A 14,310-nucleotide genomic window follows, 5' to 3' on the forward strand; every position below is an offset into this window, starting at 1 on the left:
GAGGTCGCGGGCCGTACGCCACCCCCACCAGGAGGCGCGATGATCCACCAGTTGACCCTGTCCGACGTCCTCGCCGAACACGCCCGCAGCAGCCCCGGGGTGACCGCGGTGGTGGACGGCGAGTTGCGGCTCACCTACCCCGAACTGGACGCGCGGGTCACCCGCCTGGCGGGCGCGCTGGCCGCGCGGGGCGTGACGGCCGGGGAGCGGGTGCTCTGGCTGGGCAGAAACGACCACGCGGTGCTCGAACTGCTGCTCGCCTCGTCCAGGCTCGGCGCGATCCTCTGCCCGGCGAACTGGCGGCAGTCGGCCGAAGAGCTCTCCTTCGTCCTTTCGGACCTCGCTCCGAAGGTCGTCGTCTGGGAGGAGTCGGAGGTCGCCGCCCCGCTGAGCGGCGAGGACTGGATCCTCGCGGGGGCGGGCTACGAGGCGTTCCTGGCCGGCGGGTCCCCGGACGCCGTGCCGGACGGGTTCGCCGACGACGCCGACGACACAACGCCGGTGCTCGCGCTCTACACCGCCGCCTTCGACGGCCGTCCCAACGCGGCGCTGCTCAGCAGCGCCGCCCTGGTCGCGCACAGCGCCTCGCTGCTGGTGGTGCGGCAGATGGAGCCGGGCTTCACCTTCCTGAACAGCGGCCCGCTGTTCCACGTGGGCACGATGATGTTCTGCCTGGCCACGCTACAGATCGGCGGGACGAACGTGTTCACGCCGGCTTTCGACCCCGAGGAGGTCTGCCGCCTCGTCGACGCGGAGAAGGTCACCCAGGCGTTCCTGTTCGGGCAGATGATCGACGCGGTGGTGAAGGCCAACGAGGGCGGCAAGTACGACCTGACGTCGCTCCGCTTCGTCTCCCACTCGGCCGAGTGGGACGCCATGACGAGCGTGGACGACTCCCCCTGGTGCCGGTCGAGGATGGGCGGCTACGGGCAGACGGAGGTGGCCGGGATGCTGACCTTCCTGGGGCTCGCCCCGGGGGCCGCGGGGTTCGCCGGACGGCCGTCACCGCTGGTCCAGGTGCGCATCCTCGCCCCTGACGGCGACGAGGTGCCCGCAGGAGAGGTGGGCGAGATCTGCGCCCGCGGCAAGTCCCTTTTTTCCGGATATTTCAACAGACCTGAGCTCAACGAGGCGAAGACGCGCGGGGGCTGGCACCACACCGGTGACCTCGGCCGCCGCGAGGCCGACGGCACGATCACCTTCATCGGCCCCCGGCTCCGCATGATCAAGTCTGGCAACGAGAACATCTACCCGGCCGAGGTCGAGCGGGTGCTGAAGACCCATCCCGCCGTCGCCGACGCCGCGGTCATCGGCGTCCCCGACGAGCGGTGGCGGCAGGCGGTGAAGGCCGTCGTGGTCCTCGGGGACGGGGCCACGGCCTCCGCCGAGGAGATCGTCGAGCATGTGCGGGGCGGCCTCGCCTCGTACAAGAGGCCACGGCACGTGGACTTCGTGGCGGCCATTCCCAAGAAGGGCTTCACCCCCGACTACGACGCCCTCGACGCCGCCCACGGCGGGGGCGGCTACCCCGGCACCTGACGGCCCGCCCCGGTCCCGCACGGTCCGCGACGAGAGCCGGCTCCCGGGAGCCGGCTCTCGTCGGCCGTTCCGGCACGATCGGAATCGTCCACGGCCTGGGCACGACTCGGTAACTCCACCTTGACGCAGACGGAGTTTTTCCCCTTAAATTTCATTATGAATTAAGCCTCAAAGTTGAGCAGCCACCACTCCCCTCGGGCGCCCACAGAGCGCGGGAGGGTGGAACGGCGCCCCTGCCACCGATCGTCGACCTGACGCCGCCCGGCAGGCGACCCATCCGCGTAACCACGCAAGGAGCGATCAAGGGATGACCCAGACCGACGACCGGACCGGCACCGGCCTGGCCCTGTTCCCCCCCGGTTTCCGCTGGGGGGTCGCCACCGCGGCCTACCAGATCGAGGGCGCCGCCGCGGAGGACGGACGCACCCCCTCCATCTGGGACACCTTCGCCAGGACCCCCGGCCGGGTGCACCTCGGGCAGACCGGCGACATCGCCTGCGACCACTACCACCGCTACGCCGACGACGTGGCCCTCATGCGGGACCTCGGCATCGACACCTACCGCTTCTCCGTCTCCTGGCCCCGGATCAGGCCCGACGGCACCGGACCGGTGAACCCCCTCGGTCTCGACTTCTACGACCGGCTGACAGACACCCTGCTGGCCGCCGGCATCGAGCCCATGACCACCCTGTACCACTGGGACCTGCCGCAGTGCCTGGAGGACCGGGGCGGCTGGACCGTGCGGGAGACCGCCCACCACTTCGCCGAGTACGCCGGAGCGGTGTACGACCGGCTCGGAGACCGGATCAGGACCTGGACCACGCTCAACGAGCCGTGGTGCTCGGCCTTCCTCGGGTACGCCACCGGCGATCAGGCGCCCGGCAGGACCGAGCCGGACGCGGCCTTCCGCGCGGCGCACCACCTGCTGCTCGGCCACGGCCTGGCGGCCCGCGCCCTGCGTGCGGCGGGAGCCCGAGAGGTCTCGATCACGGTCAACCTCACCCCGGTGTCCCCCCGTGACCCGCAGGACCGGCACGACGTCGCGGCGGCCGGGCTCGTCGACGGCCTGCACAACCGGATCTTCCTCGACCCGATCCTCAACGGCCGCTACCCCGCCGACATGCTGGAGCACATGGCCCGCTTCACCACTCTGGAGCACATCGCCGACGGCGACGAGGAGCTGATCGGCGCCCCGATCGACCTGCTGGGAGTCAACTACTACGCGCCGACCCTCGTCGCGGCGAAGGTGGGCACGCCCTCCTCGAACCGCTTCCCCGGCACCGAGGGCGTCGAACACCTCGACCCCGACCTGCCGGTGACCGCCATGGGCTGGCCCGTCGAGGCCGACGGCCTGCGCAGGCTCCTCGTGCGGCTGGCGCGGGACTATCCCACCACCCCGCTGATGATCACCGAGAACGGGGCGGCCTACCACGACTCCGCCGAGGACGGCCGGGTGGCCGACGCCGAGCGCGTCGACTACCTGCGCACCCATCTGCTCGCCGCCCACCAGGCGATCGGTGAGGGAGCCGACCTGCGCGGTTACCTGGCCTGGTCGCTGATGGACAACTTCGAGTGGGCGTACGGCTACGAGAAGCGGTTCGGGCTGGTCCACGTCGACTACGACACCCAACGGCGCATCCCCAAGGACAGCGCCCTGTGGTACAGCGGTGTCATCGGCAGGAACGGGATCTGAGGCGACGTTCCCCGCGCCCCCGTCCCCGAGGGAGGCGCGGGGAACGTCACGTCAGGCGGTCACCGGCCGGCCCAGATCAGGCCGCGCCGGGTGAGTTCGTACACGGTGGGATGCCGCAGGTCCGCGAGCCGGTGGCCGACGGCGGAGAAGAAGACCTTTCCCCTCCCCCACCTGCGGGTCCAGACGACCGGCATGACGGTTTCCGGTGCGGCGAACCGCGTGGTGGCGAGAACCTCGTTGTGGGCGTCGGTGAGCATCCAGTACTGCTCGGTCTCGACGGTGAAGTCGTCCAGCCCGGCGACGATCGGGTGGTCGGCGCGCGCGGGGTCGATGACGACGTCGTAGCTGAGGAAGTCCTCGGGGTGGTGCAGGAAGAGCCCGCCGACCATCCGCAGGTAGTCATGGCTGCCGTCGAAGGTGGCCACCAGGCCGCCGTGCCAGCCGGCGAAGCCGGTACCCGCGCGGACCGCGGCCACCAGCCCCGCCTCCTGCTCCCGGGTCAGGGTGCCGCCCGTCCAGCACTGCACGACCAGGTCGGTCCCGGCCAGCAGCGGCCGGTCGGCGTAGACCTCCAGGTCGTCGGCGACGGTCACCGAGAAGCCGGCGGCGGCCAGTTCGGGGATGAACAGCTCGGTCGCCTCGACGGGGACGTGCCCCTCCCAGCCGCCACGGACGACCAGCGCCCTCCTCATCGGCGGCCCGCCCGGCCGCTCGCCCGGCGCTCACCTGACGACGGCCTTCCCCCGCGGGGTACGGCGCGTCCGGAGGCGCCCTGGAACGTCCCGTCGATGTGCGACCCGTCCACAGTCGTTCCCCCCGTCGCCACTCTTAGTACAGAATGCAAAATAAGTGCTGGGCGGGACGGCGTCAACAGCCGCGGCGCCGGAGACCGGTCAGCTGTGCGCGGGCCCGGCCGCCCGCGCCGGGGTCTCGCCCCGCCCCGCGGGGCGCACCGCGTGGCTGCGCAGCAGGAAGTCCTCGACGACCAGGGTGGCCGCGCCCAGGGCGACCGCCTCGGGACCGAGCCGGCCCAGCTCGATCGACGCCTGCGAGAAGGGCAGCGGCAGGGCGTACCTGGCGGCGGCGGCACGGATCTCGGCAAGGAACTCCCGCCCGAGCAGGGACCCGGCCCAGCCGCCGAGGATGACACGCTCGGGGTTGAACAGGTTGATGAGGTTGGCCAGCCCCGCCCCGAGGCAGCGGACGGCCTCCTCGAACGCGGGCCTGGCCAGCGGATCGGCGAGAAGCGCGGCGAAGACGCTCTCCTCGTCGTCGTCCCCCAGGTCCCTGCCCGCGCCGGCGAGGATCGCCTCGGCGCCGACGTACGCCTCCAGGCAGCCCTGACCGCCGCAGCGGCAGGGGCGCCCGTCGAGGACGATCTTCGTATGACCCCACTCCCCCGCGCCGTTCGCCGTTCCCCGGTAGGTGACGCCGCCGTTGATGATGCTCGCCCCGGCGCCGGTACCGATGAAGGTCATGACCAGGTGCTGGGCGCCCTTACCCGCCCCGAACCAGAGCTCGGCCTGGCCGGTGGTCTTGACCCCGTTGTCGGCGAAGACCGGGATCGAGGTGCCCTCGCGCAGCAGCGCGCCCAGCGGTACGCCGTCCCAGCCGAACGCGCGGGCGTGGATGAGCAGGTCGGGCCCCTGTTCGGCGACACCCGGGACGCCCAGCCCCATGCCGAGCACCTCGGACTCGTCCGCCCCCGCCTCCGACAGGACCGCCTCCAGCCCGTCGAGGATGTGACGGGCCACCACGGCGGGCTCGTGGTGGCTCGGGTCGAGGGCGAACTCCTTCCGCGCCCGCTCCTTCATCGCCAGGTCGTACAGCTCGACACGGACGCGGGTCTCCCCGACCCCCACCCCGACCACGTATCCGTACGAGGGGTCGACCCTGAGCATGATCCGCGGTCGCCCGCCGTCGGAGTCGACGGAACCGGTCTCGACCACGATGCCGTCCGCGATGAGGTCGCCGATCACGTTGCTGACCGTCGCGGCGCTGAGACCGGTCGTCTGGGCCAGGTCGTGCCTGCTCAGCTCGTTGGCGAAATACAACGTCCACAGGACCACGGACCGGTTGCCCTTCCGCACATCACGAAGGGTCCCCCGCTGTGGACGGCTCATGCTTCTCCCCGGGGAAGTAATTTCAAATGTTAGTACAACTACTACTCTAGCCACTCGCGGCCAATGCTCATCGAGCACACTCCTGCCCGGCGAGGCGCGCCGCACCCGCATCGGGCGCGAGGAGAGTTTCCCAGGTCGCACGGGGAATCGCCACGTCCGGCACGGACCCTCGGAACCGTCTCGAAGGCGCCGATCCGCCCGGTGCGCTCCCGGGCGGATCGGGTCAGGACGGTGACGGCCAGAAGGCGAGGTTGTGGCGGGAGTTCCCGTTTCACCGGTGCGCGCCTGACGCGTGTGCCAGGTCTTACCGCTCCTCCACGGGCGTTTGGCGTCTCCCCTGTCCCGGCGCCCGGGAAACGGCCACCGGGCGCCGCCCTCAGAGGATCGCCAGCGGGTTGATCGGGCTTCCCGTGCCCCCCTCGATCCTCAGCGGGGCCGCGACGAAGACGAAGTCCCCGCCGCCGCGGCCGGCACAGGCCGCGCCCAGTTCCTCCAGCGAGAGCATCTCGGCCAGATGGATGCCGTGCCGCCAGAGCAGGATCAGGTGCAGATCGTCCGTCAGGTCCTCGTCGGCGAGCTGGCGGGCGTTGAGGCCCCCGATGGCGGCGTTGTCCGAGGCGACCACGGCGACGTCGCGGGCGGCGAGCCACCTGCCGCCGTCCGCGGACAGGCCCGGCTGGCCCGCCCAGTAGTCCTGCGGCGAGCCCTCCCAGACCAGGGGCCAGCCGGTGCGGACCACCGCCACGTCGCCGGGGCGCACATCGTCGTGGATCTCCGCCAGCAGGTCGCCGGAGACGCGGAAGTCCACCGGCAGGTGGTCGAGGCCGAGATGGCGGGGGACGTCGAAGAGCACCCCCCGGGCGACGACGCCGCCCGCGGTCTCGATACCGCAGCGGGTGGCCCCGTAGGACCTGACCCTGGCGGCGGGGTGCCCGTTGTAGAGCTCCTCCCCCGCCCACATGTGGCAGAGCGCGTCCATATGAGTCGTGGTGCCGTGGTGGGTGACCATCAGGGCGTCGTCGGCCATCCGCAGCCCGGCCCCGATCGGGCGGGTGCCGGCCGCGTAATCGCCGCCGTCCACGGACATGAAGTGCTGCGGCAGCGGGCGGCCCCGCAGGTGCGGAACCGTCGTGGGGGCGGGCGAGGAGGTGGCGCCCCTGATGGGCATGGCCAGGCTGATCACCTGGCCGGTGACGGCGGAGGCGAGGGCGGCCAGGACCGTGCCGGGGGTCAGCAGGTTGAGGGTGCCACGCTGGTCTCCTGGGCCGAAGCGGCCCCAGTTGTTAGGCTCGGCTACCAAGCAAGTGCTCACTTTCTAAGGATGCGGGGACGGACGATGACTGCGGACGGTGTGATCGAGGGTCGGGCGGACACGTACGGGCACTGCGACCCCCGCTTCTCCCGGGTGCGGGAGGTGTTCGAAGCGCACTTCACCGGTGGCGAGGAACTGGGCGCGGCGTTCGCGGTCTTCCTGGACGGCGAACCCGTCGTGGACCTGTGGGGCGGGGTCGCCGACCGCCACAGCGGGCGGCCCTGGGAGCGTGACACCCCCGTGCTGGCGTACTCGTGCACCAAGGCGGTGACCGCGACGGTCGCGCTGCTGCTGGCCGAGCGGGGCCTGCTCGACATCGCCGCCCCGGTCGCGGACGTCTGGCCGGAGTTCGCGCGGCACGGCAAGGAGCGCGTCACCGTCGAGCACCTGCTCACCCACCAGGCGGGGCTGCCCGTGATCGAGGAGCAGGTCCCGGTGGAGGAGTTCGGCGACCAGGCCGCCATCGCGGACCGGCTGGCCGGCCAGGCGCCGATCTGGGAGCCGGGCACCGCGCACGGCTACCACGCGCTGACGTACGGGTTCCTGGTCGGCGAGGTGGTCCGCAGGGTGTCGGGCGGCTCCGTGGGCGAGCTGGTGGCCGCGGAGATCTCCGGGCCGCTTGATCTGGATCTCCAGGTCGGCGCCGGCGACGACATGATCGAGCGGGCGGCCCGGCTGTCCGCCCGGGAGCGCGCGAAGCCCTCCGCCCCGGCGCCCGCCGAATCCGCGCCGGCGGGCGCGGCGGACCAGGCCGGACAGGTCACCGGCACCGCGCGGGCCGCGGAGGACGGGCGGGCCGGTAACGGCGCGGCAGGCGGCCCCGCGACGGTCTCCACGGTGGCGGAGTTGCCGGGACACGGACCCGGGGACCCGGTCTACGAGATGGCCAGGGCCTCGCTCGACAGGAACAGCCTGATGAACCGGGCGCTGGGCAACCCGCCGATCCACCGGCTGTCCGGCGGCGCCAACAATCCGGTCGTCCTGCGGGCCGGCTGGCCCGCGATGGGCGCCGTCACCAGTGCCCGGGGACTGGCCGGGTTCTACCGCGACCTGGTGGCCGGGCGGATCGTGGGCCCGGAGACCCTGCGCGACGCGACGCGCAGGAGGGTGCACGGCCCGGACAGGGTGATGTTCATCGACAGTTCCTTCGGGCTGGGCTACATGCGTCCGGCGATGACCTTCCTCACCCCCGCCGGCGGCGCGGAGACCGCTTTCGGCCACACCGGTCTCGGCGGGTCGCTGGGCCTCGGCGACGCCGAGCACGGCCTGGGCATGGCGTACACGATGAACAGGATGGCGGGCGCCGTCTCCGGCAGCCTCCGCGCCTACCGCCTGGCCGAGGCCGTCTACGAGTCGCTCCCCCAGGGGCGCCCCACGCGCTGAACCCCGCAGGGACGCCGCCGGGAAGAAACGCCGGGAGAACTCCGGTGGCGCCCCCGGGAAGGAGCGGGTCGACACGTCGTGACGCCCCCGCCGGCCGGCGGCACCGGTTCCCGGATGCCGTCGTCGGCCACTCGCCCGAGGTGTCAATGCATCGTGACGCCGCCGCTGACCGACAGGGTCTGGCCCGTGACGTAGGCGGCCCTGTCGGTGCAGAGGTAGGCGACCATCCCGGCGACGTCCTCGGGGGCGCCGAGGCGGCGCAGCGGGATGCCCCTGGCGATCCTGTCGACCAGTCCCGGCTTCTCCGCGTCCACGCGGCGGAGCATCGGGGTGTCGGTGGGCCCCGGGCAGACCACGTTGGAGGTGACGTTCCCCCGGGCCGCCTCCCTCGCCAGCGTCTTGGCCAGGCCGAACAGTCCCGCCTTGGTCGCGGCGTACGCGCCCTCGCCGCCGGAGCCGGCCCGCGCCCCGTCCGAGGAGACGAAGACCAGGCGGCCCCAGCCGCGCTCGATCATCCCGGGCAGCAGGAGGCGGGTGAGCAGCATCGGGGCGCGCAGGTTGACCCGCCACATCAGTTCCCAGCCTTCGGGGTCGCCGGTGACGAACGGCTCGACGATCGACACCCCGGCGTTGTTGACCAGGATGTCCACCGGCCCTGCCCGCCCGCAGAAGTCCTCGATGGACGCCGGGTCCGCCAGGTCGACCCGCAGGGCCGTGGCCGGGGCCCTCGGCCCCCTCGGCACCCTGGCCCCGGGCCCCAGGCCGATCGACTCGCTGTTCAGCTCGTCGGCGATCGCCGCGGCACCGGACTCGTCCACGTCGGCCACGACGACCCCGGTCCCGAGCGCGGCGAGGTCGCGGCAGACCGCGGCGCCGATCGCCCCGGCTCCCCCGGTCACCACCGCCGTGCGCCCGTCCAGCCTCAGGCCGTCGATCACTTCCAGGCCTCCACGATGTCGGCGGCCCGCACCCGCGCGGCGAGCAGGCTCACGGTGTGCCTCAGCACCGCCTGCGCGTAGTCGTCGGGGACTCCCGCCACGGCGTCGGTCACCACCGCCACCCGGTAGCCGAGGTTGACCGCCTCCAGGGCGAGCCCGGGGATGCCGAGGTTGAGGGAGAGCCCCACGGCGACGACCGTCGAGACGCCGAGCGAGCGCAGGGTCATGTCCAGCGACGTCCCGGTGAAGGGCGAGAACCCGTGGTGGCGGCGCGACTCCAGGTCGCCGGGGTCGCGCAGGCCGGGCAGCACCTCGACCGCGCCGCTGCCCTCCAGCATGTGCGCGGGGTCCTTGAGCAGGGCCGCGATGAAGGGGCTGTTCGCGGTGTGCGACCCGGCGCGGTCGGCGCGGAAGGCCGCGGTGCAGTGGATCACCGGCACCCCGGCCGCGCGGGCCGCGGCCAGGACCGCGGCGGCGTTGGCCACCACGTCGCGCCGGGCGCACACCTCCACCAGGTCCGGGAACTTCGCGAGGTCTCCGGCGACGCCGCGCTGCATCTCCATCACCAGCACCGCACTGCGGTCCGGCGCGGCGAGCGCGCCCAGATCGACGGCCATGCGACCTCCACTAACCCGAGCGCTTGCTTGGTTAACCATCGGAGCCTAACACGCGACCGGATCGACCATCGAGCACGATTTCGATTGTTACCCTTCGCAAAAGTTGACCAACCGTGACAACCAACCCCATGGGTGAGACCGTCGAACAAGTCGACGGCACTCGGAAGGGGGCTGGATGGTTCCGGGATACCGCGAGATTCGGGAACTCGGCGTCGGCGGGGGCGGGCGCGTGGTGCTGGCCACGTACGCCGCCACCGGCGCCTACGTGGCTATCAAATATCTCAACGCGACGCTCAAGGACGACTACCGCTTCCTGGCGCGCTTCCGTGCGGAGGCGCGCGTCATGGTGGAGCTGCAGGACCCGAACGTGGTCCAGCTGTACGAGTACTACGAGGACGTGCTCGAAGCCGCGATCGTGATGGAGCTGGTCGACGGGGTCGCGCTCAGGCGGATCCTGAGCGAGCACGGCAGCACCAGCCCGGAGGCGGCGCTGACCGTGCTCAAGGGCTCGCTGCTCGGCCTGGCCTTCGCGCACGCGGCCGGGGTCGTGCACCGCGACTACAAGCCGGAGAACGTGCTGATCCAGGCCGACGGCGGCAGCAAGCTGGCGGACTTCGGCATCGCCGCCCACGTCGGGGAGACCGGCATCACCGCCGGTACCCCCGCCTACATGGCTCCCGAGCAGTGGGAGGGAGCGGCGGCGAGTGCCGCGACCGACGTCTACGCGGCCACCTGCGTCTTCTTCGAGTGCCTCACCGGGCGCAGGCCGTACCTGGCGGATCACCGCGCGGCGCTGATGCACGGGCACCTGACCGCGCCGATCCCGGTGGCGGAGGTGCCCGGCTCGGTCCGCGCCCTGGTCATGCGGGGCATGGCCAAGGACCCGAATGACCGGCCGCAGGACGCGCGGGCGTTCCTGGAGGAGCTGGAGGCCGCGGCGCTGTCGGCGTACGGGCCGGAGTGGGAGCAGCGCGGACGGCGGCACCTGGCCGAGCTCGCCACGCTGCTGGCACTGGCGTTCCCGCTGGCCAAGCCCGCGCCGAGGGCGAGTTCCTCGGTGGCCCAGACCGTGCTCGGCCGGATGGGGCGGGTGCGCCGTCCCCGGCTGGGCCCCAGGACGCTGGCCGGGCTTGGGGTGGTCACCGTCGCGATGACCGCCGGTGTGATCGCGGCCAACCGGCCGCATGACCGGCTCTCCGCCGACACGATCTTCACCCCGCCGCCCAGCTCAGCGATCATCCAGGAGACACCGGCGGGACGGAGCCGGGTGCCGGATCCGCCGGAGCCGTCCGTCGGGCCGAGCCCCTCGCGAAGCGCCGCCGTCGGGCGGCCCGTGCCCCCCGCGGAGAGCACGGCCCCCTTCCCCGTCACGTTCCCCTCGCCGGCGCCGAGCCGGACCGTGGACCCCACCCCCTCCACCTCCCGGCCGAAGCCCACACCGACCCCCACACCCACACCCACGCCCACGCCGAAGGCCACACCGACACCCACGCCACGGCCGCCGACGCCCACCGCCACGCGCACCCCGACACCCGCGCCGAGCGTGACGGTGATGCCGCCGGAGCCCGCGCACACGGTCAGCGGTCTGCGGATCGTGGGAATCGACGGGAACGGCACCACGGTCGCCTTCCGCGCCTCCACCGCGGCGGACGTCGCGGTGACCGTCACGTTCGCCGAGGGGCCGGAGCGCGACCGGCTCGTCCAGGCACCCCCGCGCACCTCCGTCCTCGACGGGTCCGCGGCCTACTCGCACACCGTCCCGCACGCCTTCACGGTTCCGGCCTGCGGGCAGACCCTCTACCGCCGGGTCACGGTCTCCACCTCACCCCGCTCCTCGGGCGGGACCGCCGTCCGCACCCAGGAGGTCCACGGCGAGCCGTGTCCGCCGCCCTCGGTCTCCATCACCGCCTTCGACGGCACCACCGTCGGCTTCCTGGTCAGGACCTCGGGCACCGCGCCGGTGACCGTGCGGCTCGGGTTCGCCCAGAGGCTCGACGGCGCGGTGACCAGCGGCACCCGGGAGCTGGAGCTGTCCGGCGCCACCGAGTACGCGCGGGAGGTGAAGGGGGAGTTCGCCGAGCTGCCCCGGTGCGGGGAGCGTGTCACCCGGCTGGTGACGATCAGTACGGTCCCCGCGGGCGACATGCCCTCCCGGACCGTCCGGATCGATCTGCCCTCCTGCACTCCCACCTCCGGCCCGACCCCGGACCCGGCCTCGGAGAGACCACAGGACTCCGAACGGCCCACCGTGGACGAGCCCGGCCCCGAGCGAACCGGCGTGGACGGCATCTTGTGAGGCAACCAAGCGTGCGCTAGCTTGGCGATCGATGACCGGATCGATGACCGGCGACACGCTCGCCTACTGGGACGCCTGCCGTCGCGGCGAGCTGGTCGTCCAACGCTGCACCGCCTGCGCCCGGCGGGTGCACCTGCCCGCCCCCGAGTGCCCCGGCTGCGGCGGCACCGACCTCCCCTACGAACCCGTCTCCGGCGACGGCACGGTGCACACCTTCACGGTCGTGCACCGCTCGTTCGTGCCCGAGTTCCGGGGGCGGGAGCCGTACGTGCTGGCCTGGATCGACCTTCCCGAAGGGGTGCGGGCGTTCGGGCAGGTCGTGGAGTGCCCGCCGGACCTGGTGCGGATCGGCATGCCGGTGCGCGTGACCTTCGTCGACGACCTGCCCCAGTGGAGGCCCGCGTGAGCAAGCTCGGCAACGTCCTGATCCCCGTGGACGACCTGGAGACGGCGATCGCCTTCTACTCGGGGACGCTCGGGCTGGCGGTCAGGTTCCGCGACGGCGACCGGTTCGCCGCCCTGGACGGCGGGGGCGCCACGGTCGCGCTGGTCGCGGCCGAGGAGCGGGTGGCGGGCGAGGTCACCGCGCCCTCGTACAAGGTGGACGACGTCGCGCGGGCCGCCAGGGAGCTGGCGGGGGCCGGGGCCGAGCTCGTACGGGAGCCGGAGACCGGGCCGCACGAGATCAGAGCCGTACTGCGCGACCCGTCAGGAAACGTCTTCGTCCTCTACTCCTCGCACTGACACCCCTCACCCCCCGCACCGATCCACCCCTCGCTCCGAACGGAGGCCAGAGATGGCGCGCCCGACCCCGGCAGGCACCCCGTACGGCAACTACGCCCACGCCATCCTCACCGCCAACGCCATGCGCACCCCCGACAGGGTCGCGCTGACCTACTGCGGTGAGCAGAGCTTCACCTACGCGGAACTCGACCGGCTCGTCAACCGGCGCGCCCACGCGCTGGCGGAGGCCGGCCTCGCCCCCGGGCAGCGGGTGGCCGCGCTGCTCAACGAGACCCTGCACGTGGCCGAGGTCTACCTGGCCGCGGCGAAGCTCGGCGCCGTCACCGCGGCGCTCAACCCGTACTGGTCCGTCGACACCCTGGCCGCGGTCGTCGCGCACTCCGGCGCCACCGCGTTCGTGTACGACTCCACGGTGGAGGCCGCCGTCGCGGAGATCCGCCCCCGGCTGCCGGAGATCACCCGCTGGATCAGGGTCGGCGGCCCCGGCGAGGACGCCGTGGACCTGGACGCGCTCACCGCGGGCGCCGCCGAGGACGAGATGGCCCTCGGCGGCTTCTGGGACGATCCGCTGGCGCTCTACTACACCTCCGGGACGACGGGCCTGCCCAAGGCGGTGGTCCACACGCACGCCTCGTCGCTGGCCATCGCGCAGATCTGGCTCGACGTGCCGCGCACCGAGGACTCGGTACTCGGCACCGGGGCGATCATCTGGGGCATCGGCTTCCCCGCCCTCGTCGGGCCGGCGCTCTACGCGGGCATGCGACTGGTGCTCGAACAGGACTGGGGACCGGCGAACTTCCTGAGGGTGGTCCCCCGGGAGAAGGTCACCCACGTCTCGCAGATCCCCTCCTTCTACGCGGCGCTGCTGGGCTCCGACGACCACGCGGGCGCCGATCTGTCGTCCCTGCGGGTCATCATGCTGGGCGGCGAGCCGCTCCCCGCGGCGCTGCTGGCCAGGATGAAGGAGCGGCTGCCCGACACCGGCGTCTACTGCTACTACGGCCAGACGGAGGCCCCCTACACCTGCTTCGGCCGGGTCGACGACGGCAGCACGCCGCTCGGCTCCTCGGGCAGGGCGCGGACCGGCAACGCCGTGCGGATCACCGGCCCCTCGGGCGCCCGGCCGGCCGGCGAGGTCGGTGAGATCAACCTCGCCGGGCCGCACCGGATGACCGGGTACGACGGCCTGCCGGAGAAGACCGCCGAGGTGCTGCGCGACGAGTGGTACGTCGGCGGCGACCTGGGCGTCCTGTCGGAGGACGGAAACCTCATGGTGCTCGGCCGCCGCGAGGAGTCCGTGTTCAAGGGCGGCATCTGGTCCCAGCCCTCGGTGATCGAGGAGGCCGCGGTGGCGCTGGACGGCGTGGCGGAGGCCGGTGCGGTCGGCGTGCCCGCCCAGACCGAGGGGCAGGAGGCGGTCGAGCAGCGGATCCTGCTCGCGGTGGTGGCCAGGACGGGACACCCGGCCGACCCGGCCAAGATCGCCCTCGCCCTGGCCGAGACGCTGCCCGCGCACCAGCGCCCCGACCACGTCGTCGTCGCCACCGAACTCCCGCACTTCCAGGACGCCTCCGGCGGACCCGGCAAGCTGCTGAGGCGGGAGATCCGGGAGAGATACCAGAACCGGATGGACGAGGCGTGACCGCATCCACCGGCGGGCCGCCC

Annotated in this window: 12 protein-coding genes; 7 read left to right on the forward strand and 5 right to left on the reverse strand. The window is 72.7% G+C overall.

The window, feature by feature from the left end; all coding sequences use genetic code 11:
* The first annotated feature begins 39 nt into the window (after window positions 1-39).
* Together ACWD3H_RS03760 and ACWD3H_RS03765 are read left to right on the forward strand one after the other, a co-directional pair.
* Window positions 40-1,539 carry an AMP-binding protein gene (locus ACWD3H_RS03760; RefSeq protein WP_451953914.1) on the forward strand — a complete coding sequence of 500 codons (1,500 nt, stop codon included), beginning with the start codon at window positions 40-42 and terminating at the stop codon, window positions 1,537-1,539.
* 307 nt (window positions 1,540-1,846) lie between these two features.
* On the forward strand, window positions 1,847-3,232 hold the full coding sequence (locus ACWD3H_RS03765; RefSeq protein WP_355614061.1) for a GH1 family beta-glucosidase: 1,386 nt from the start codon (window positions 1,847-1,849) through the stop codon (window positions 3,230-3,232).
* Window positions 3,233-3,291: 59 nt separating this feature from the next.
* Here the strand turns inward: ACWD3H_RS03765 and ACWD3H_RS03770 are convergent, their stop codons facing one another.
* The 3 genes from ACWD3H_RS03770 to ACWD3H_RS03780 form a co-directional block, all read right to left on the reverse strand.
* The gene (locus ACWD3H_RS03770; RefSeq protein ID WP_355554895.1) at window positions 3,292-3,924 is read right to left on the reverse strand and encodes a ThuA domain-containing protein; all 633 of its coding nucleotides are present in this window, start codon (window positions 3,922-3,924) and stop codon (window positions 3,292-3,294) included.
* 201 nt (window positions 3,925-4,125) lie between these two features.
* Window positions 4,126-5,355, reverse strand: coding sequence for an ROK family transcriptional regulator (locus ACWD3H_RS03775; RefSeq protein ID WP_355554897.1), 1,230 nt, complete (start codon window positions 5,353-5,355; stop codon window positions 4,126-4,128).
* A 376-nt stretch (window positions 5,356-5,731) separates the two neighbouring features.
* Window positions 5,732-6,655: a cyclase family protein gene (locus ACWD3H_RS03780; protein WP_355554914.1), complete on the reverse strand. Its 924-nt coding sequence runs from the start codon at window positions 6,653-6,655 to the stop codon at window positions 5,732-5,734.
* A 36-nt stretch (window positions 6,656-6,691) separates the two neighbouring features.
* Between ACWD3H_RS03780 and ACWD3H_RS03785 the strand changes: the two genes are divergently transcribed.
* A complete protein-coding gene (locus ACWD3H_RS03785; protein ID WP_451953915.1) occupies window positions 6,692-8,050 on the forward strand; it encodes a serine hydrolase domain-containing protein in 1,359 nt (452 codons plus the stop codon).
* A 143-nt stretch (window positions 8,051-8,193) separates the two neighbouring features.
* On the opposite strand, the gene ACWD3H_RS03790 is transcribed toward ACWD3H_RS03785, so the two are convergent.
* Together ACWD3H_RS03790 and ACWD3H_RS03795 are read right to left on the reverse strand one after the other, a co-directional pair.
* Window positions 8,194-8,985 (reverse strand): SDR family NAD(P)-dependent oxidoreductase, encoded by a 792-nt coding sequence (locus ACWD3H_RS03790; protein WP_451953943.1) that lies wholly within the window; start codon window positions 8,983-8,985, stop codon window positions 8,194-8,196.
* Entirely contained in the window at window positions 8,985-9,605 is a 621-nt protein-coding gene (locus ACWD3H_RS03795; protein WP_451953916.1) for an isochorismatase family protein, read from the reverse strand. The genes ACWD3H_RS03790 and ACWD3H_RS03795 overlap by 1 nt, the downstream gene beginning before the upstream one ends.
* A 175-nt stretch (window positions 9,606-9,780) precedes the next feature.
* Here ACWD3H_RS03795 and ACWD3H_RS03800 point away from each other — a divergent pair, with 175 nt between their 5' ends.
* The 4 genes from ACWD3H_RS03800 to ACWD3H_RS03815 are packed head-to-tail and all read left to right on the forward strand — an operon-like array spanning window position 9,781 to window position 14,287.
* On the forward strand, window positions 9,781-11,901 hold the full coding sequence (locus ACWD3H_RS03800) for a protein kinase domain-containing protein (RefSeq protein WP_451953917.1): 2,121 nt from the start codon (window positions 9,781-9,783) through the stop codon (window positions 11,899-11,901).
* Window positions 11,902-11,932: 31 nt separating this feature from the next.
* On the forward strand, window positions 11,933-12,307 hold the full coding sequence (locus ACWD3H_RS03805) for a Zn-ribbon domain-containing OB-fold protein (RefSeq protein ID WP_350912825.1): 375 nt from the start codon (window positions 11,933-11,935) through the stop codon (window positions 12,305-12,307).
* Window positions 12,304-12,645: a VOC family protein gene (locus ACWD3H_RS03810; protein ID WP_350912823.1), complete on the forward strand. Its 342-nt coding sequence runs from the start codon at window positions 12,304-12,306 to the stop codon at window positions 12,643-12,645. The genes ACWD3H_RS03805 and ACWD3H_RS03810 overlap by 4 nt, the downstream gene beginning before the upstream one ends.
* A 52-nt stretch (window positions 12,646-12,697) precedes the next feature.
* A complete protein-coding gene (locus ACWD3H_RS03815) occupies window positions 12,698-14,287 on the forward strand; it encodes a class I adenylate-forming enzyme family protein (RefSeq protein ID WP_355554906.1) in 1,590 nt (529 codons plus the stop codon).
* The last annotated feature ends 23 nt before the right edge of the window (window positions 14,288-14,310 follow it).

The sequence above is a fragment of the Streptosporangium sp. NPDC002607 genome (assembly GCF_053592655.1).

Excerpts from the sequence above, each read along its gene's own strand:
- ACWD3H_RS03800 (WP_451953917.1), top strand. The coding sequence starts at position 9,781 with ATGGTTCCGGGATACCGCGAGATTCGGGAACTCGGCGTCGGCGGGGGC.
- ACWD3H_RS03815 (WP_355554906.1), top strand. The coding sequence starts at position 12,698 with ATGGCGCGCCCGACCCCGGCAGGCACCCCGTACGGCAACTACGCCCAC.
- ACWD3H_RS03785 (WP_451953915.1), top strand. The coding sequence starts at position 6,692 with ATGACTGCGGACGGTGTGATCGAGGGTCGGGCGGACACGTACGGGCAC.
- ACWD3H_RS03765 (WP_355614061.1), top strand. The coding sequence starts at position 1,847 with ATGACCCAGACCGACGACCGGACCGGCACCGGCCTGGCCCTGTTCCCC.
- ACWD3H_RS03770 (WP_355554895.1), bottom strand. The coding sequence starts at position 3,924 with ATGAGGAGGGCGCTGGTCGTCCGTGGCGGCTGGGAGGGGCACGTCCCC.
- ACWD3H_RS03775 (WP_355554897.1), bottom strand. The coding sequence starts at position 5,355 with ATGAGCCGTCCACAGCGGGGGACCCTTCGTGATGTGCGGAAGGGCAAC.
- ACWD3H_RS03795 (WP_451953916.1), bottom strand. The coding sequence starts at position 9,605 with ATGGCCGTCGATCTGGGCGCGCTCGCCGCGCCGGACCGCAGTGCGGTG.
- ACWD3H_RS03805 (WP_350912825.1), top strand. The coding sequence starts at position 11,933 with ATGACCGGATCGATGACCGGCGACACGCTCGCCTACTGGGACGCCTGC.
- ACWD3H_RS03760 (WP_451953914.1), top strand. The coding sequence starts at position 40 with ATGATCCACCAGTTGACCCTGTCCGACGTCCTCGCCGAACACGCCCGC.